We start from the raw sequence: 17,304 nt of genomic DNA, 5'->3' as shown, positions 1-17,304 counted from the left end.
TTATTTAAGCATATGAACTTGGAACATAAAAAATATCTTTAGGAGATTCAGTAAATATTTCGCATCCTTGATTTGTTACGCCAATAGTATGTTCATACTGTGCAGTAAGTGAACGATCACGTGTCACAGCAGTCCAGCCATCAGATAAAATCTTAACTTGTGGCTTGCCAAGGTTAATCATGGGTTCAATTGTGAATATCATACCTTGTTTTAGCTCTTCACCTTCCCCTGGGTTTCCGTAATGTAAAATATTTGGTGCATCATGAAAAAGTTGACCAATTCCATGACCACAAAAATCTCTCACAATTGAGCACCGTTCAGATTCTGCATAACGCTGAATGGCTGCGCCAATATCACCTGTAGTTGCACCAGGTTTAACTGCTGCAATTCCCCTCATAAGGCTTTCATGGGTTATTTTTAGCAAGCGTTCTGCAGCACGCTTGATTTTTCCAACAGGATACATGCGACTTGAATCTCCATGCCAACCATTGAGAATGAATGTTACATCAATATTAACAATATCACCTTCTTGCAAAGGCCTTTTATTGGGTATGCCATGGCAAACAACGTGATTGATAGATGTGCAGCATGAGTGGCTGTATCCATGATAATTTAAGTCAGCAGGTAAAGCACCGCGTTCAGCTCCATAAATAAAGACAAAATCATCAATTTCTTGTGTAGTGATACCAGGTTTAATGATATCTGTGAGTGCATCAAGGCATTCTGCTGCAATGCGACCAACTTTACGCATTTCAGAAAAAGCATAGTCGTCAAAGATACGAATTTGTCCATTAAATTTTAAGGGTACTTTATTATATTCAATATAACTGATCATTTTTCTTGCTATTTTCTATTTTTACTTGGTGAATCGGAAAAATACCTTTTATACTTACGTGACATTTTATAGCATAAAATTCTACCCCTGATTTTAAAGCTAAATCAAATTTACATCCATAAGTGGGATCAAGATCACGGCAAACTGTAAAAGCTGAGCAATCTTCTCGTTGAATGATATAAAGCATAGCTGCTCGCTTTCCTTGTTGCACAATTTTTATGAGCTCATCAAGATGGCGTGCACCACGTTTTGTTACGGTATCGGGAAATTCTGCTAATCCCTTTTGACGTATGAAATGAACGTTTTTTACTTCCAGATAACATTCTGGAAGGGTGTCATCATGTAGAAGAAAATCAATACGTGAGTGTGTACCGTAGCGTTGTTCACTTAAAATGGTTTTATATCCACTTAATTCGGGCAATAAGCCATTTTGAATTGCTTCTAATGCAAGTTTGTTAGGTAAAGTTGTATTAACGCCAACCAAAGTATTATCTGCTTCGACAATTTCTAATCGATATGGATATTTTCGCTTAGGATCATTACTGTATGAAAGCCAAACATTAGAGTCGGGAGTTGTTAACCCAAGCATCGAGCCTGTGTTGGGCACTGAAACGGTAAAGATATGCTGATCATTCTTTCTGACATCAGCAAGAAAGCGTTTATAACGGCGGACAAGCTTTGCAGGATAGAGTTCAGGAACAAAGAACATATTCCCTTATTAAAGGGCATAATCTTATAATTCAACTCAAGACTTATATTTAGATGAGTTGAAGCACATCAGATATAGTTACATTGGCATAAAAAATAATAGTTGTAACAATCAATAACATTGTTATGAGTGCAAGAGTCATTTTTCTTTCGGAATTCATACTTAATCCTTTTTTAGATAAATCAATGAATTTCTATTGAGAAGATAAAATTGACTACAATTTGTCACTAAAAAGGTTATTTCATGGAGTATTGATTTGAGAGGTTGAGTTGCAGAAAAAAATAGCTATAGAGATATGATTTATGAAGATCGGTGAAATGAAATGGCTGGGACAAATAGGAGACGTCAAAATATAATGAATGGTCCAATTATTGTCTTAGTTGAGCCGCAATTGCCAGAAAATATTGGTATGGTGGCAAGAGCGATGGCAAATTTTGGACTATCTAATCTTCGGCTGGTTAAACCACGGGAAGTATTTCCAAATGAAAAAGCTAGAGCTGCAGCCAGTAAAGCTGATCATATTATTGATAATGCGTTAGTTTTTAATACATTATATGACGCAATCGCAGATTTAAATTATGTTTTGGGCACAACAGCACGTAAAAGATGTGGTTTTAAGACGGTTAGAAGTGCTGTAGAAGCAGCAGGTATTTTACGTTATCATGAAGGTATTGGGCATAAAATAGGTATTTTATTTGGTAGAGAAAGATGGGGGCTTAAAAATGATGAAATTAGCTTTGCTGATGAAATTGTTACTTTTCCGGTTAATCCTGCTTTTGCTTCATTGAATATTGCACAAGCAGTTTTGTTGATGTCTTATGAATGGATGAAATCTGGTTTAGATGATTTAAACGATACGGCTTTTCGTGTAGCAGAAATGAAATCAGCGGATAAGGCCACGCTGCACGGTTTTTTATCGCAATTAGAAAATGCTTTGGATTCTCGTGGATATTTTAGACCGCAAGAACGCAAAGAGGTGATGGTCCTCAATATACGCTCTGTTTTTACACGTGCTAAATTGAGTGAATCTGAAATTCGACTGCTACGGGGAGTTATATCTTCACTAGATCATTTTTCACCTGAATTTCCACGGGGTAGCGGTGTACCTGTGGGGCGTAATCGCAAAAAGAAAATCACAACAGGTATAAATACTAATGAGTGAGCGACCACTTCTTTTTTTTGATAGCGGTATTGGTGGGTTAACAGTGGTGGAGGAAGTACGCGCTCTTATTTCTGAATTCCAATTTATTTATGTTGCTGATGATGCAGGATTTCCCTATGGTATTTGGAGTGAAGATGCTTTGAAACAACGCATTTTAAAGATTTTTACAAATCTATTAAAACTTTATAATCCTATTTTATGTGTTATTGCCTGCAATACGGCTTCTACATTGGTGATAACAGATTTACGACGAAAATTTCCTAATATTCTTTTTGTTGGAACTGTACCTGCAATTAAATTAGCAGCTAAAAAGACAAAGTCAGGTCTTATTTCAGTGTTAGCAACTCCTGGGACGATTCAACGTGCATATACACATAAATTAATAGATTCTTTTGCCAATCAGTGCCATGTTCAGCTTGTAGGGAGTACAAAACTTGCAGGATTTGCTGAAAATTATTTACGTGGAAATCCTATCGATGACAAAGGATTGCGTCATGAAATCTTACCGTGCTTTGTTGAGAAAAATGGCAAATATACAGATGTTATTGTCTTAGCTTGCACACACTATCCTTTTTTAATTAATTTATTTCACAAGCAGGCTTTATGGACGGTAAGTTGGATTGATCCAGCAAAAGCTATAGCCAGGCGCACCAGATCGTTATTATTAGAGGAAATACAAAATAAAAACATAAAGAAACATGAAGACTGTGCTTTATTTACATCGCAAACTATAGGAGTTGCAACTGAGCATTTATTACAAAAGTTTGGTTTTAGTATAGTAAAGGGAGTTGACTTTAAAGTATAATTGAATAAAGTTATTTTAAATTTTTCTTTTAAGAAAATAATATTAATTGACGTGTCCCGTGGATAGCTTTCAAATTTGTGTGTGAGATATCCTGTCAGTCTTCACTTTAGAAGGCAGAGGAGGGTGCGTTTCCTTGAGGTCTATATTTTGACCTTGTTTTTTATGTAAAGGAAATGCGATGAGTAAGCGCGAATCAACAAAGTATAAAATTGACCGCCGTATGGGGGAAAATATCTGGGGGCGTCCCAAGTCTCCTGTAAATCGTCGTGAATATGGTCCTGGTCAACACGGACAGCGCCGTAAAGGTAAACTTTCTGATTATGGTATCCAGTTGCGTGCTAAGCAGAAATTAAAAGGATTTTACGGTGATATTTCAGAAAAGCAATTTCGTAAAATTTATGAAGAAGCTGTTCGTCGTCGCGGTGATACAAGTGAAAATCTTATCGGTCTTCTAGAGTCACGTTTAGATGCTATTGTTTATCGCGCAAAATTTGTACCTACTATTTTTGCTTCTCGTCAATTTATCAATCATGGTCACGTCAATGTAAATGGTCGACGTACCAACATTCAGTCATACCGTTGTAAGCCAGGTGATGTTATTGAAGTTCGTGAAAAATCAAAGCAGCTTGTTTTGGTCTTAGAATCTATACAGTTAGCTGAACGTGATGTACCTGAATATATTGAAGCAGACCATAGCAAAATGAAAGCGACTTTTACTCGTATTCCTGCTTTTTCAGATGTTCCTTATGCTGTTCACATGGAACCTAATTTAGTTGTTGAGTTTTATTCACGCTAAATTTTTTAGTAGGTTTATCACTCTCTAATTTGATTGTGTATTTTAAAAGAGCTACGTTGTTTCGCAATCGTTGGAACTGATAACATCATTAATTTGCTGAGGTTATCAGTTTTTTCTGCGATAGAGTACGTACGTTTTTATCTTTTTGATTATAGATATCCAATTTACAGACAGGATTTAGCATAAATTTAAATCCTGTTATATTTGTTGCTGCTTGTATTATGATTGAAAGTGAACCATTGTATTATTATACAGGGTATAGTATTATAAATTAAACTTTCTAAGTAATATCGAACAATAGAAAATGTAGGTATAGGTGGTCTTTTGGAGGAGAGTATTGATGATTGCCATCCAATGTTTCGAGTTGCCCCTTCAACTGTAGAATTTAATAAATTACGTAAACGACTTTTACGTCATATACGGCAAGCGTTCGATGATTTCTCTATGTTATCTTCAGGGAAAAAATGGCTTGTTGCTTTATCCGGTGGGAAAGATTCTTATGGTTTACTGGCTCTTCTCTTAGATTTAAAATGGCGTGGTCTTTTACAAATTGAAATTTTAGCTTGTAATCTTGATCAAGGTCAACCAGGCTTTCCAAAGCATATTCTTCCTGATTATTTGAATAGTTATCAAATTCCTTATCGCATTGAATATCAGGATACTTATTCAGTTGTTACAGATAAGCTGACACCAACGCAAACATATTGTTCGCTTTGTTCCAGGTTGCGGCGTGGGCATTTGTATCGTATCGCACGTGAGGAGGGGTGTTCTGCATTAGTACTGGGACATCATCGTGATGATGTTTTAGAAACGTTTTTTATGAATTTATTTCATGGTGGTCGTTTAGCAGCTATGCCTGGAAAGCTTATAAATGATGAGGGGGATCTTTTTGTTTTGCGCCCTCTTGTTTATGCAGCTGAAGAAGATATGAAAAAGTTTTCTCAAGCAATGCAATTTCCTATTATTCCTTGTAATCTTTGTGGTAGCCAAAGTGGTTTACAACGCAATGTAATAAAAGAAATGCTAAATGATATCGAAAAAAGAATGCCAGGGCGAAAAGATACTATGATTCGTGCTTTAACAAATGTACGCCCAAGTCATTTGCTTGATAAAAAACTTTTCGCTTTTAATGCTTTACTATAATTTAAACAGCAATACCATAAAGATCGTAGGCATCGGATTGTTCGATTTTAACAGTAACAAATTCACCGCTACGAAGTGGTCGCCGTGATGATATATGAACAACACCATCTATTTCTGGAGCATCATACTTACTGCGGCCTTTAGCCACTTTACCTTGACTTTCATCAATGAGGATTTGAAGCCTTTGTCCAATCTTTTTCTTTAAAAGACGGGCAGAAATTTGTTGTTGTTTTGCCATAAAGCGATGCCAACGACTTTCTTTCACTTCTTCCGCGACGTTTCCTAATTCAAGATCGTTTGCAGCAGCACCTTTTACTGCCTCATATTTAAAGCAACCAGCACGCTCAATTTTTGTTTCTTCTAACCATTCAAGAAGCATCTCAAAATCTTCATTGGTTTCTCCTGGAAAACCAACAATGAATGTTGATCGCAAAGTGAGATCTGGACAAATTTTTCGCCACTCTTCAATTCTACGATTCGTTTTTTCCATATGAGCAGGGCGTTTCATATTGCGTAAAACAGTTGGTGATGCGTGCTGAAAAGGGATATCTAAATAAGGGAGGATTTTTCCTGCAGCCATCAGTTCAATAACTGCATCAACATGAGGGTAAGGATAAACATAGTGCATACGCACCCAAACACCCATATCTCCTAGTTCGCGACAAAGATCTAAAAATTTAGTTTTTATTGTGCGGTCTTTCCAAGAGCTTTCAGCATATTTAATATCAATACCATAAGCACTAGTGTCTTGTGAAATAATCAAGAGTTCTTTTACGCCTGCTTGTACAAGCTTTTCTGCTTCGCGGAGAATATCGCCTATAGGGCGAGAGACCAAATTACCGCGCAGAGCAGGGATAATACAAAAACTACATCGATTAGAACATCCTTCAGAAATTTTTAAATAAGCATAATGGCGGGGTGTAAGGCGGATACCTTGCGGAGGAACTAAATCAACGAAGGGGTCATGGACTGGAGGAACGACTGTATGAACTGCTTGTATGACGTTTTCATATGCTTGTGGTCCAGTAATAGCTAATACACTAGGGTGTGCTTGACGGATAACATCAGGTTCAGCACCAAGACATCCAGTTACAATAACTTTTCCGTTTTCTTTGATAGCTTTTTCAATATTAGCGAGTGATTCAGTTCGTGCAGAATCAAGAAAACCACAGGTATTAACAATAACGAGATCCGCTCCTTGGTGCTTATGTGAGATTTCGTAACCTTCAGAACGAAGACTTGTAATAATACGCTCAGAATCTACAAGTGCTTTTGGACAACCGAGAGAAACAAAACTAATGCGAGGTGCTGCCATAATTAATCCTTGTAATTCTTTAACGAAAATCTAACTGATCCATTATTCCTATTTTTTAGGAATAATGTCTGCATACTCTTTAACCTTTAGACGCATTTGATACATTTTGCTACAAAAGTTATGTAAACTTATTTATAATCACGAGCACACAGAATACAAAAGACAAAAACGCTAATAAATAGCGTTATCTATAATCATCACGGTGACGACTTTGTATATAGACATTTCCAAAACGTACACAGCTGTTTATTTATATTTTTAACTATTTTGTCTTTTAATAATGACGAATAAGCCCAATGAGTCTGCCTTGTATATGAACACGTTCAGGCTTATATACGCGCGTTTCATAATGAGGATTTGCAGCTTCTAATGCAATCGAAGCCCCTTTACGTCGGTAACGTTTTAAAGTTGCTTCTTGTTTATCAATTAATGCAACAATAATTTCACCTTGTGTTGCTGTATTTTGACGTTTAACAATTATAGTATCTTTATCAATAATACCTGCCTCAACCATAGAATCACCTTTAACTTCCAGGGCATAATACTCACCTAAACCAATCATGTCTGGTGGAAGAGAAAGTGTATTTGTTTGCTGCTGTATTGCCGAAATAGGTACGCCAGCAGCAATACGGCCCATAATAGGGATAGTAATATTTTGTTTGTTTTTCGTGTCAGAATGATCAAGATTATCAAGGTCTTGAAATGTTTTCTTTTTGTTTTTTTCTACCATACTTGGAAAAATTTTACGTGCAGAAGAAAGATCGAATGTTATTTTATCAGGAAGTCGGATAACTTCTACTGCACGAGCACGGTTTGGCAAACGACGTATAAAACCACGCTCTTCTAAAGCTGTAATAAGCCTATGAATGCTGGATTTTGAAGCAAGCTCTAATGCATTTCTCATCTCATCAAAGGAGGGGGGAACACCAGTTTCTTTCATATGATTGTGCATGAATAAAAGTAGCTCATATTGTTTACATGTCAGCATTCAACATTCCAATCAAAAAATCGAAAAAGAAAAAATAGAAGACAAAGCATAAGTATTTTATGATTATTCTACAATTTTTTTAAAATAACGCAAAACTCTTCATTTTATTTGAGTCTAGAAATTTAAGCCTAGAAATAAAGAATGTGGGGTCATTTGTTTTTTATCTGACAATATTCGTATATATCACCGGTCAAATTTATATTTTTTAGTTATCAGCTATATGGAATATCATTTTTTAGGTAAGAATATAAATTGATTATTGATGGATAGAAAATTTCTTAAACTTTAATTTATATTAGGGTGTATTTTTAACAGATATAATTATAGTTTTTAGTGTGATTTTGTGGATATCAACTAAGACTTTTCTCAGGTTGAAATAAATAATTGTCGTATGATTTTATGATTGGCTTTCGAAAAGCGTTATCTCTACCTTATAGAGATAGACTCAAATATTTTGCCTACTTTATTATAATAATAGATCAATTAAAGAACAACTTTTCAAGTGAATGTAGCCAGTTACGAATTGCATAGCTAGAATCATTTTATCAAATGATTAATTCACAACAATGTTAGCTACTGTTTGAAAGATTAAGCTACACTAAAATTGTGTAAAAAAGAAGCAAAGAATTCTTGAAAATTTGAATCATTAATATTTTGTTTTCATTTGAATGATGTCGTTTGCATTTACTGAAAAGCATATCTTCTACCTATATTAATGGGTGTAAAGAGTACAATATGCGTTGTGTATTATTTTGTATCCTAAAAGAGTGCATAAAATAGTAAGAAAGTTGGGTGTAATAAACAGTATTTTGATAAACAAAGTAAAAAATAATATTTTTTCATAAAAGGTGTTGACCAAATGAAAAGTCGACCGTATGTTCCCATTCATTTTCCACAAGCAAAATAATTGTGTGGGAGCGCGTAGCTCAGTTGGTAGAGCAACTGACTTTTAATCAGTAGGTCCAGGGTTCGAATCCCTGCGCGCTCACCATAAATAATGTTTCCAAATTCCTCGTAAATTGATAAAAATTATTTATGCTATTTGTAAATTATACCTGTTTTCTATTATTCATATAAAGTAAGCTCGGCTTAATTCACAATTTATATTATGATGTTTTGTTTCTGATTTTATGCTTATAACTTATTGATTTTGTTTAATTTTTATCAACCTTAGGCATACATCACCTTTTGTAAATTATAACAAATATTCTTTTATATTATGTTAATAGCTTGATGAAAGATTGATTTTTAGAATACCATAAATCTAACGAATATAGTCATTCATGGGTATAAATTTTTCTACCGTACACAAAGAATGTAATTTCCATATTTACAATAAAAGCTGAAGAAGGGTAAGCGGGCTGATAAATGCTTTTAAATAGTAAAAGAAAGTTAACCTCCGTTGTTAAAATGATATTTCAATTTGTGCCTATGATTGCTGCTGTTGGTTTATTAACAGCTTGTGCAAACCAAACAACACAATTTGCAGGGAAAAGTTCCACCAATACAACACCTAAGGTAAAGGCTGGAAAGGCTGTTACTGTACCTGAAAAGGCTTTGAACACACAGCATAAATCAAAAAATAAAGGCAGTAGAGCTGTTGTTGGTAAACCTTATCAAATAAAAGGAAAATGGTATTATCCAGAAGACGATCCAACTTATAAACGTGTTGGTCAAGCATCATGGTATGGTTCAGATTTCCATGGGCGTTTAACTGCAAATGGTGAAATCTATGATATGAATCTTTTAACTGCTGCCCACCCTACGATGCCTTTGCCTAGTTATGCTCGCGTTACAAACCTAGAAAATGGCTCTTCTATTATTGTTAGGGTAAATGACCGTGGTCCTTTTATAAAAGATAGAATTATTGACTTATCCAAACAAGCTGCAACAATTCTTGGTTATATCGATAAAGGGGTTACGAATGTTAAAGTAGAGTATGTCAGCAAAGCGCCTGTAAATGATTATGATAATGCTTATTTAATGGCCTCTTATACATCTAGAGATTATAATTCATCTATGATGCTAGCATTAGCAAATACTCTAGAAGACAAAGAAGATAATGTATTTTTTACGTTTAATACAGGTCACCAAAAACAGCTGATGAAGGCTGCAGTAAATCCAAAACAATCAATTGGAACTTTTCCGATAAAATTACCAGATATTGGCCCTGTTTTGATTAATAAACCCACATCACTTAATCAACTAGCTTTTGCTCATAAACTCAATAAAGAAAACTCAGGATAAGCCTATTTGTAATTATCTTAAGAAAAAACGCAAAAAGTAGCAAATGATCCAAGGAAATATAAATATTTTCATTAAAAAACAAAGCTGAATTAAATATATTTAAAGCAAGCCAATAACTGAATGAAATGTTATAAGAAAATCCTATATAACAAAAAATGTATAATATATAATATGTTATATTAATAATATAATGTATTTTATAAAATAATTTTTATAATTATAAGAAAAACATAAAAAATTTTTTAATTTATAAATATATTCTTTGTGAAGAATAAATAACCTCTTTTTTGTACAATCTGCTTTTTATATTGATTTTCTAAGCAAAGAGGAAACAACTGCATAATAGCAATAACATTAAAGTTTTTTTCTTATTTTGGAATTAATGTTTAATAGATAAAAGCGCAAAATCTCTACACCATGATCGCTATTATTGATGGTGCATGATAATATTAAAAAACAGAATAATATTATCTTTTTCCTATTTTCATTAGCAAAATTAATGACAATTGAAGTAATATTTTATTTATTTTTAAAATGCGCTTTATAAAATAACAATTGGATGCTTAAAAAAATACTTATAATATAAGCCAAAGTAAGGAATTAAGGTTTATACGTGTCAGGTTATTTTATTACATTTGAAGGAGGGGAAGGAGCGGGTAAAACGACTCAAATTTCTTTGCTTGCGCAGTATCTTCGTAGCAAAAACTATGATGTTGTTATAACCCGAGAGCCTGGAGGAACAGCGGGTGCTGAAGCAATGCGCTATGTTTTATTATCAGGTAATACGGAACAATATGGTGCATTCATTGAAGCAGTCTTATTTACAGCGGCACGTGTTGACCATGTTAATGAAGTTATTCTACCTTCTTTGCAGGCAGGAAAAATTGTTTTATGCGATCGTTTTATTGATTCTATGCGGGTTTATCAGGGGCTTAATAATAAGGTGAATTCTCACCTTCTTTCTGTTTTAGAACGTATCGGTCTGGGTACAGTTATGCCCAATTTGACATTTTTGTTAGATATACCAGCAACGTTTGGTATGGAGCGCACAGATTTACGAAGGAAAGAAATTGGAAAGATCGATTATTTCGAAAAAGATCAATTAAATATTCAAGAACAAAGACGACAAGCTTTTCTCCAATTGGCCAGAAATGAACCCTTTAGATTTCGTGTAATTGATGCAACCTGTGCAGTAGAAACGATAGCATCACAAATAAAAGATATCTGTCATCAGTTAATATTGGGTCATGTGCTATGAGTGATATCAATTTTTTACGCCAATATGATGATATCGAAGGGGTTTTATCACCATCACAAAATAACATCATCATCGGTCATAAAGAAGTTCGTCACTTTTTGGGGCAAATACGTAAAGAAGGGCGTGTACATCATGCATTATTATTTGAAGGAGAGCGAGGGATTGGTAAAGCAACATTAGCATTTCACTTTGCTTGGAATATTTTAAGTAATCAAGAAAGTGGTTTTTTGCAGCCAGAACATGATTCAGTTGTATGGCACCAGATAATGCAGGGTAGTCATCCTGGTCTTATACACGTTTCTCGCCATTTTGATTTAAAAACACAAAAATTCAAAACAAGTATATCAATTGATGATATCCGCGATGTCACACATTTTTTGAACCAAACATCGCAAGATGGTGGATGGCGTATTATTATCATCGATTCTGCAGATGATATGAGTAGAAGTGCTGCTAATGCAATTCTCAAAATGCTTGAAGAGCCTCCAGTAAAGGCTTTATTTATTATTATTACACATTGTTCAGGAAAATTACTTCCGACAATTCGCTCACGCTGTCAACAAATCTCTTTGCGACCATTGTGTGATGATGAGATGAAACAGGTTATTTCACATATTCTTTCTGATCAGGGGGGGGCTGATAAAGAGACTATGGAAATGGTTGTTCAAAAATCCCAAGGGAATCCTCGAAAAGCGATCTTACTTACGTGTTATGGTGGGCTTGAAATTGTTCAAACTATTGATAGTTTTTTAGAACAATCAGTTTGTAATCTAGCTCTTGTCCACAATTTTGCACAGACACTTTCGTCATCGGATTCGGATGTCAAATTTCAACAATTTTGTGATGAAATTCTTGATAAGATTCAAAAAAGAGCTATTATTTCGGCTGAAAAGGGGATTCTCACTCTTTCAAAAAAATATGCACAAACATGGCAAGAGATTTATCAGGAAATAGCACAACTGCAGTCATTTAATCTTGATAAAAAGCAATTTATTATCAATCTACTTTTTAAAGTTCATAAGATCATTCACGAATCTAAGCTTTTTCCGTGACAATGTAATTAATAGGCGTTATGTCATTGTATCCTTTTTTATGTTTCAACTGGGTATAACATGCGTGACACATATTATATAACAACTCCAATTTTTTATCCTAATGGTGCCCCGCATATTGGGCATGCTTATAATGCAATTGCGAGTGATTCTTTAGCCCGTTTTCAACGATTAGACGGTAAAGACGTATTTTTTCTATCTGGCACGGATGAGCATGGTCTCAAAATGCAACAGGCGGCAGAGGCATTGAACATAACACCTCAGCAACTTGCAGACCATAACAGTGCTATCTTTCAAAAGATGCTTACAAAGTTAAACTGTTCTAACGATGATTTCATTCGCACGACAGAAGAAAGACATCACCGAACCTGTCAAGCGATTTGGAAAAAAATGGAAGCTAATGGAGATATTTACCTTGATCGTTATGCCGGTTGGTATTCGGTTCGTCAAGAATCTTATTATGAAGAAAAGGATACCCAAATTGGGGAAGATGGAATCCGTCGTGAAAAAGAGCTAGGATCTCCAGTTGAGTGGAATGAAGAAGAAAGTTATTTTTTTAGGCTTTCTCGTTATGAAAAAGTTCTTCTTGAGCATTATGAAAAATATCCTGATTTCATTGGTCCCAATGAACGGCGTAATGAAATTATAAGTTTTATCAAATCAGGGTTGAAAGATATTTCCATTTCTCGGACGAATTTTAATTGGGGAGTTGGTGTTCCCAATAACTCAAAGCATGTAATGTACGTTTGGGTTGATGCGCTTACAAATTATCTTACAGCAATTGATTTTTTTAATGAAACATCAAAAAAACGTCATTTTTGGTCTGCAAGTACTCATATTATTGGCAAAGATATTATTCGTTTCCACGCAATCTATTGGCCGGCATTTTTGATGTCAGCTGGGATTGAATTACCTAAACGTATTTTTGCGCACGGTTTTTTGTTAAATCGCGGTGCAAAAATGTCAAAATCCGTTGGAAATGTAGTTGACCCTTTTGAAATAATTGACCGTTATGGCCTTGATCAAGTCCGTTATTTTTTTCTTCGTGAAGTACCATTCGGGCAAGATGGTAGTTATAATCACGAAAGTTTCGTAAATCGTATTACTGCAGATCTTGTTAATGATCTTGGCAATTTAGCACAGCGCTCTTTATCCATGATACAAAAAAATTGTGACGCAAAAATTCCTGCGCCAACTGAATTTTTAGCTCAGGATGGACAACTTTTAGAACAATCTCTTCAAGTAATTGAGGTTGCACGCCAAGCTATGTCACGCCAGGCGCCACATTTAGCACTTTCAGCTATTTTTTCAGTTGTAGCAGATGCTAACCGCTATTTTGCCAGTGAAGAGCCTTGGAGTTTATGTAAAAGTAATCCAGAAAGATTTTTTACAGTTCTTTATGTAACTTTGGAAGTTTTGCGACGGATAGGTATTATGCTCTTGCCTTTTATTCCTCAATCAGCTGCTAAACTTCTTGATAGTCTTGCAATTGCTAAAGAAGATCGCTTATTACATCATATAAGCGATTCAAAAATTAAAGAAGGTGAAAATCTTCCATTGCCGGTGCCGATTTTTCCCCGTTATGTCTTTAAGAAAGCTGATGTGAATGATGTTGATTGATACGCACTGTCATCTTGATTTTGAAGATTTTTCTCAGGATTTGGATGGTGTTATTCAACGGGCTTTAGCTGTTGATGTTGGACGTATGATAACAATTTCAACACATGTTCATAAGTTGGATAAACTTTTAGCAATCACAAAAGCTTATGAACAGGTTTTTTGTTCTGTTGGTACTCACCCTAATCATGTGTGTGAAGAACAAAATATTAAAGCTGAAAATCTTATTTGTTTATCAAAACATCCCAAAATTGTCGCATTTGGTGAGTCTGGGCTTGATTATCATTATAATTATAGTTCACCACAAGAACAAAAAAAGAGCTTTCGGGAACATATCATTGCTTCTCGGGAAACACAGCTACCTCTTGTAATTCATTCACGTAATGCAGATGCTGATATGGAGCAGATATTACGTGAACAAATGAAAGAAGGGGAATTTCCATTTATTTTTCATTGTTATTCGTCTGGCATGCAGCTTGCTCGTGCTGGCATTGAGCTTGGTGGCTATATATCTTTTTCAGGTATTCTCACTTTTAAAAATGCATTCGAAATTCGTGAAATAGCAAAAATTGTGCCTCATGAACGTTTGTTAATTGAAACAGATTCACCATTTTTAGCACCTGTTCCTTACCGTGGACAAACAAATGAGCCGTCTTTTGTGCGTCATACAGCGGTTATTTTGGCTGAAACTCTCGACTTAAGTATTGAAGAAATCGCTCAGATAACAACACAAAATGCTTTTCGTTTATTTAGCAAAATGAAATAAAAAGAATGTTTGATTGTTACCGATTTACGATATTGGGTTGTGGTTCGTCTCCAGGAGTACCGCGTTCCAATGGTTATTGGGGAGCTTGTGATCCGAACAATCCGAAAAATAAACGCTATAGAACTTCTCTTTTAGTTGAACGAATTGATAAATCGGGAAAGAAAACAACAGTTGTTATTGACACAGGTCCAGATTTTCGATCACAAATGATAAAATCGCATGTTAACCATCTTGATGCTGCTGTCTATACACATCCTCATGCAGATCATGTTCATGGTATTGATGATTTACGTAGTTATGCGCTTGCCCAAAAATGTTTAATAGATATTTATGCAAATGCATTTACGTTAAAGTATCTTAATGAGTCTTTTGGTTATTGTTTTCAAACACCAAAGGGTTCCAATTATTCCCCCATTTTAAAGGCACATCTTATAAATGAAAACAGTGAATTTACAATTCAAGGGCAGGGCGGAGCAATTACTTTTAACACACATTTACAATTTCATGGTGCCATTAACTCTTTGGGTTTTCGTATTGGCAATGTTGCTTATTGTACAGATGTAAACCAATTTCCTGCAGAAGCATTACAAAACCTTATGGATTTAGATGTTTTAATTATTGACTCTCTTCAATTTAAACCTCATCCAAGTCATTTTTCGGTTGATCAAGCATTGCATTGGATAAAGTATTTAAAGCCTAAACGAGCTATATTAACTCATATGGATAATTCGCTTGATTATAATGATGTTTTAAATTACGTCCCACCAAACGTTGAGCCTGCTTATCAAGGTCTTACCTTTGAAACAAATGTACTCTAGAATATATAAAATTATTGAATTTACGTACAATAAAGTCATGAAATAGAGAATAATTTGAGTTTTAATGTCAATTGAAAACAAAGTATATAGGCTTTATCTAACAATTACAGTGTATATTACATATTCTTTATAATAATTATTCTCTCTTTTTTGCAAAATTAAGTGTCAATATATTTCTTTTGAGAAGTGGATCCAATACAATTTTCTAGGTACTATAGTGCTACAAAAAAGGTTTGTGTAGAAAAATTAGAAAAAGAAAATATGCATTTTTGTTTATATTTCCTATTTTTATAGAAGGGTAAATTTATATTAATGTTAAAGAAAGTCATGATCGTAGAAGATAACGAACTGAATATGAAGTTATTCCGTGATCTTGTAGAGGTGAGTGGCTATGAAACCGTTGAAACACGTAATGGTCTTATTGCATTAGATTTAGCTCGCTCGACAAAGCCCTCTCTTATTATTATGGATATTCAGTTGCCTGAAGTTTCAGGGATTGATGTTATTAAACAACTAAAAGAGGATGAAGAACTTAAATCTATTCCTATTGTTGCTGTAACAGCTTTTGCCATGAAGGGGGATGAAGAGCGCATTCGTGCAAGTGGATGTGAAGAATATATGTCAAAACCTATTTCTGTTCCACATTTTATTACAATGCTGAAGTCTTTTTTAGACTGAAGTTGTTATTCAGTTTTCTTTTTTAATGGCAATAGGAAGATAAACTGAGAGTGTAACTTTCAAAAATAGTCTTTTAATATACTATTAAAATAAAAACCCCACTAAAAAGTGGGGTTTTACGTATCATACAAGAACTGAAAATTAACGCTTTGAGAATTGGAAAGAGCGACGTGCTTTCGCTTTACCATATTTTTTACGCTCAACAACACGACTATCTCGTGTAAGAAACCCACCTTTTTTTAAGATAGGACGAAGTTCTGGTTCATAGTAAGTTAAAGCTTTAGAAATTCCATGACGTACCGCACCTGCTTGGCCAGAAAGACCACCACCAGCAACAGTTGCAACAATGTCAAATTGGGTATCTCTGTTGGTTATAACAATCGGCTGACGAAGAATCATTCTAAGAACAGGACGGGCAAAATATTTATCAAACTCTTTATTATTAATGGTAATTTTTCCAGAGCCTGGCTTGACCCATACACGAGCAACAGCATCTTTACGTTTTCCTGTTGCATAAGCACGCTTTTGTGAATCAAGTTTTTGCACGTGAATAGGAGCAGCAACATTTTCACTTTTATTATTAACTTCTACAGTCGATATTGTTGCACCAAGTTCAGAAAGAGAATTAATTTCAGCCATAATTTAAGCAATCCTTTTATTTTTGCGGTTTAGAGCACCGACATCAAGAGCTTCGGGCTGTTGCGCTGCATGCGGATGTTGACTGCCAGCATAAACACGTAAATTTTTCATTTGACGACGACCGAGTGGACCACGGGGAATCATGCGCTCTACTGCTTTTTCAACAATTCGCTCAGGAAAACGACCTTCAAGAATTTGACGAGCTGTACGCTCTTTAATGCCACCGATATAGCCAGTGTGCCAATAATATTTCTTATCGGTATATTTTTTGCCAGTAAGAGCCACTTTTTCTGCATTGATAACAATGACATTGTCACCATTATCGACATGGGGGGTAAAAGTAGTTTTATGTTTGCCACGTAAGCGATTGGCAACGAGCGTGGCAAGACGACCTAAAACAAGGTTTTCTGCGTTAATAATAACCCATTTCTTTACCACTTCAGTTGGCTTTTGTGAAAAAGTTGCCATAGAAGTAT

General features: G+C 34.9%; 17 protein-coding genes and 1 tRNA gene. 12 read left to right on the top strand and 6 right to left on the bottom strand.

Annotated features, from left to right (window positions below; translation table 11 throughout):
* Window positions 1-4: 4 nt before the first annotated feature.
* Both map and sfsA read right to left on the bottom strand, forming a co-directional pair.
* Window positions 5-835 carry a type I methionyl aminopeptidase gene (gene map / locus J7R05_RS04710; RefSeq protein ID WP_208541391.1) on the bottom strand — a complete coding sequence of 277 codons (831 nt, stop codon included), beginning with the start codon at window positions 833-835 and terminating at the stop codon, window positions 5-7.
* Window positions 819-1,544, bottom strand: coding sequence for a DNA/RNA nuclease SfsA (gene sfsA, locus J7R05_RS04705; protein ID WP_208541390.1), 726 nt, complete (start codon window positions 1,542-1,544; stop codon window positions 819-821). Before sfsA ends, map begins: the two co-directional genes overlap by 17 nt.
* 322 nt (window positions 1,545-1,866) lie before the next feature.
* On the opposite strand from sfsA, the gene J7R05_RS04700 reads away from it, so the two are divergent.
* The 4 genes from J7R05_RS04700 (at window position 1,867) to ttcA (ending at window position 5,450) form a co-directional block, all read left to right on the top strand.
* Window positions 1,867-2,706 carry an RNA methyltransferase gene (locus J7R05_RS04700; RefSeq protein WP_208541389.1) on the top strand — a complete coding sequence of 280 codons (840 nt, stop codon included), beginning with the start codon at window positions 1,867-1,869 and terminating at the stop codon, window positions 2,704-2,706.
* Window positions 2,699-3,511 (top strand): glutamate racemase, encoded by an 813-nt coding sequence (murI, locus tag J7R05_RS04695; RefSeq protein ID WP_208541388.1) that lies wholly within the window; start codon window positions 2,699-2,701, stop codon window positions 3,509-3,511. Before J7R05_RS04700 ends, murI begins: the two co-directional genes overlap by 8 nt.
* 178 nt (window positions 3,512-3,689) lie before the next feature.
* Entirely contained in the window at window positions 3,690-4,307 is a 618-nt protein-coding gene (rpsD, locus tag J7R05_RS04690) for a 30S ribosomal protein S4 (protein WP_010703743.1), read from the top strand.
* A 354-nt stretch (window positions 4,308-4,661) separates the two neighbouring features.
* Complete coding sequence (ttcA, locus tag J7R05_RS04685; protein ID WP_208541387.1) at window positions 4,662-5,450, top strand: tRNA 2-thiocytidine(32) synthetase TtcA; 789 nt, start codon at window positions 4,662-4,664, stop codon at window positions 5,448-5,450.
* A gap of 1 nt (window position 5,451) precedes the next feature.
* Here ttcA and rimO read toward each other — a convergent pair whose 3' ends face one another.
* Both rimO and lexA read right to left on the bottom strand, forming a co-directional pair.
* On the bottom strand, window positions 5,452-6,765 hold the full coding sequence (gene rimO, locus J7R05_RS04680; protein ID WP_208541386.1) for a 30S ribosomal protein S12 methylthiotransferase RimO: 1,314 nt from the start codon (window positions 6,763-6,765) through the stop codon (window positions 5,452-5,454).
* Between the two features lie 274 nt (window positions 6,766-7,039).
* Window positions 7,040-7,753 carry a transcriptional repressor LexA gene (gene lexA / locus J7R05_RS04675; RefSeq protein ID WP_208541385.1) on the bottom strand — a complete coding sequence of 238 codons (714 nt, stop codon included), beginning with the start codon at window positions 7,751-7,753 and terminating at the stop codon, window positions 7,040-7,042.
* Window positions 7,754-8,668: 915 nt separating this feature from the next.
* On the opposite strand from lexA, the gene J7R05_RS04670 reads away from it, so the two are divergent.
* From J7R05_RS04670 to J7R05_RS04635, 8 genes are all read left to right on the top strand, one after another.
* Window positions 8,669-8,744 (top strand) — tRNA-Lys (locus J7R05_RS04670).
* Window positions 8,745-9,121: 377 nt separating this feature from the next.
* Window positions 9,122-10,000 (top strand): septal ring lytic transglycosylase RlpA family protein, encoded by an 879-nt coding sequence (locus J7R05_RS04665; RefSeq protein WP_208541384.1) that lies wholly within the window; start codon window positions 9,122-9,124, stop codon window positions 9,998-10,000.
* A 613-nt stretch (window positions 10,001-10,613) separates the two neighbouring features.
* Window positions 10,614-11,258 (top strand): dTMP kinase, encoded by a 645-nt coding sequence (tmk, locus tag J7R05_RS04660; protein WP_208541383.1) that lies wholly within the window; start codon window positions 10,614-10,616, stop codon window positions 11,256-11,258.
* The gene (locus J7R05_RS04655) at window positions 11,255-12,310 is read left to right on the top strand and encodes a DNA polymerase III subunit delta' (RefSeq protein WP_208541382.1); all 1,056 of its coding nucleotides are present in this window, start codon (window positions 11,255-11,257) and stop codon (window positions 12,308-12,310) included. The genes tmk and J7R05_RS04655 overlap by 4 nt, the downstream gene beginning before the upstream one ends.
* 60 nt (window positions 12,311-12,370) lie before the next feature.
* Window positions 12,371-13,930, top strand: coding sequence for a methionine--tRNA ligase (gene metG, locus J7R05_RS04650; RefSeq protein WP_208541381.1), 1,560 nt, complete (start codon window positions 12,371-12,373; stop codon window positions 13,928-13,930).
* Window positions 13,920-14,693 carry a TatD family hydrolase gene (locus J7R05_RS04645; RefSeq protein WP_208541450.1) on the top strand — a complete coding sequence of 258 codons (774 nt, stop codon included), beginning with the start codon at window positions 13,920-13,922 and terminating at the stop codon, window positions 14,691-14,693. Before metG ends, J7R05_RS04645 begins: the two co-directional genes overlap by 11 nt.
* Window positions 14,694-14,698: 5 nt before the next feature.
* Window positions 14,699-15,511, top strand: a complete 813-nt coding sequence (locus J7R05_RS04640) for an MBL fold metallo-hydrolase (protein ID WP_208541380.1) — start codon at window positions 14,699-14,701, stop codon at window positions 15,509-15,511.
* Between the two features lie 312 nt (window positions 15,512-15,823).
* Complete coding sequence (locus J7R05_RS04635) at window positions 15,824-16,189, top strand: response regulator (RefSeq protein WP_010703753.1); 366 nt, start codon at window positions 15,824-15,826, stop codon at window positions 16,187-16,189.
* 141 nt (window positions 16,190-16,330) lie between these two features.
* Here J7R05_RS04635 and rpsI read toward each other — a convergent pair whose 3' ends face one another.
* Together rpsI and rplM are read right to left on the bottom strand one after the other, a co-directional pair.
* The gene (gene rpsI / locus J7R05_RS04630; protein WP_182479443.1) at window positions 16,331-16,828 is read right to left on the bottom strand and encodes a 30S ribosomal protein S9; all 498 of its coding nucleotides are present in this window, start codon (window positions 16,826-16,828) and stop codon (window positions 16,331-16,333) included.
* Window positions 16,829-16,831: 3 nt separating this feature from the next.
* The gene (gene rplM / locus J7R05_RS04625; RefSeq protein ID WP_208541379.1) at window positions 16,832-17,296 is read right to left on the bottom strand and encodes a 50S ribosomal protein L13; all 465 of its coding nucleotides are present in this window, start codon (window positions 17,294-17,296) and stop codon (window positions 16,832-16,834) included.
* Between the last annotated feature and the right edge of the window lie 8 nt (window positions 17,297-17,304).

It is taken from the genome of Bartonella capreoli (assembly GCF_902813205.1).
GTDB lineage: Bacteria > Pseudomonadota > Alphaproteobacteria > Rhizobiales > Rhizobiaceae > Bartonella > Bartonella schoenbuchensis.
The sequence above is the reverse complement of the archived record's forward strand: the minus strand, read 5'-3'. Positions and strand labels throughout refer to the sequence as shown.

Excerpts from the sequence above, each read along its gene's own strand:
- rpsD (WP_010703743.1), top strand. The coding sequence starts at position 3,690 with ATGAGTAAGCGCGAATCAACAAAGTATAAAATTGACCGCCGTATGGGG.
- J7R05_RS04645 (WP_208541450.1), top strand. The coding sequence starts at position 13,920 with ATGTTGATTGATACGCACTGTCATCTTGATTTTGAAGATTTTTCTCAG.
- sfsA (WP_208541390.1), bottom strand. The coding sequence starts at position 1,544 with ATGTTCTTTGTTCCTGAACTCTATCCTGCAAAGCTTGTCCGCCGTTAT.
- rimO (WP_208541386.1), bottom strand. The coding sequence starts at position 6,765 with ATGGCAGCACCTCGCATTAGTTTTGTTTCTCTCGGTTGTCCAAAAGCA.
- ttcA (WP_208541387.1), top strand. The coding sequence starts at position 4,662 with ATGTTTCGAGTTGCCCCTTCAACTGTAGAATTTAATAAATTACGTAAA.
- J7R05_RS04665 (WP_208541384.1), top strand. The coding sequence starts at position 9,122 with ATGCTTTTAAATAGTAAAAGAAAGTTAACCTCCGTTGTTAAAATGATA.
- lexA (WP_208541385.1), bottom strand. The coding sequence starts at position 7,753 with ATGCTGACATGTAAACAATATGAGCTACTTTTATTCATGCACAATCAT.
- map (WP_208541391.1), bottom strand. The coding sequence starts at position 835 with ATGATCAGTTATATTGAATATAATAAAGTACCCTTAAAATTTAATGGA.
- murI (WP_208541388.1), top strand. The coding sequence starts at position 2,699 with ATGAGTGAGCGACCACTTCTTTTTTTTGATAGCGGTATTGGTGGGTTA.
- J7R05_RS04635 (WP_010703753.1), top strand. The coding sequence starts at position 15,824 with ATGTTAAAGAAAGTCATGATCGTAGAAGATAACGAACTGAATATGAAG.
- metG (WP_208541381.1), top strand. The coding sequence starts at position 12,371 with ATGCGTGACACATATTATATAACAACTCCAATTTTTTATCCTAATGGT.
- J7R05_RS04655 (WP_208541382.1), top strand. The coding sequence starts at position 11,255 with ATGAGTGATATCAATTTTTTACGCCAATATGATGATATCGAAGGGGTT.
- J7R05_RS04700 (WP_208541389.1), top strand. The coding sequence starts at position 1,867 with ATGGCTGGGACAAATAGGAGACGTCAAAATATAATGAATGGTCCAATT.
- rplM (WP_208541379.1), bottom strand. The coding sequence starts at position 17,296 with ATGGCAACTTTTTCACAAAAGCCAACTGAAGTGGTAAAGAAATGGGTT.
- rpsI (WP_182479443.1), bottom strand. The coding sequence starts at position 16,828 with ATGGCTGAAATTAATTCTCTTTCTGAACTTGGTGCAACAATATCGACT.
- J7R05_RS04640 (WP_208541380.1), top strand. The coding sequence starts at position 14,699 with ATGTTTGATTGTTACCGATTTACGATATTGGGTTGTGGTTCGTCTCCA.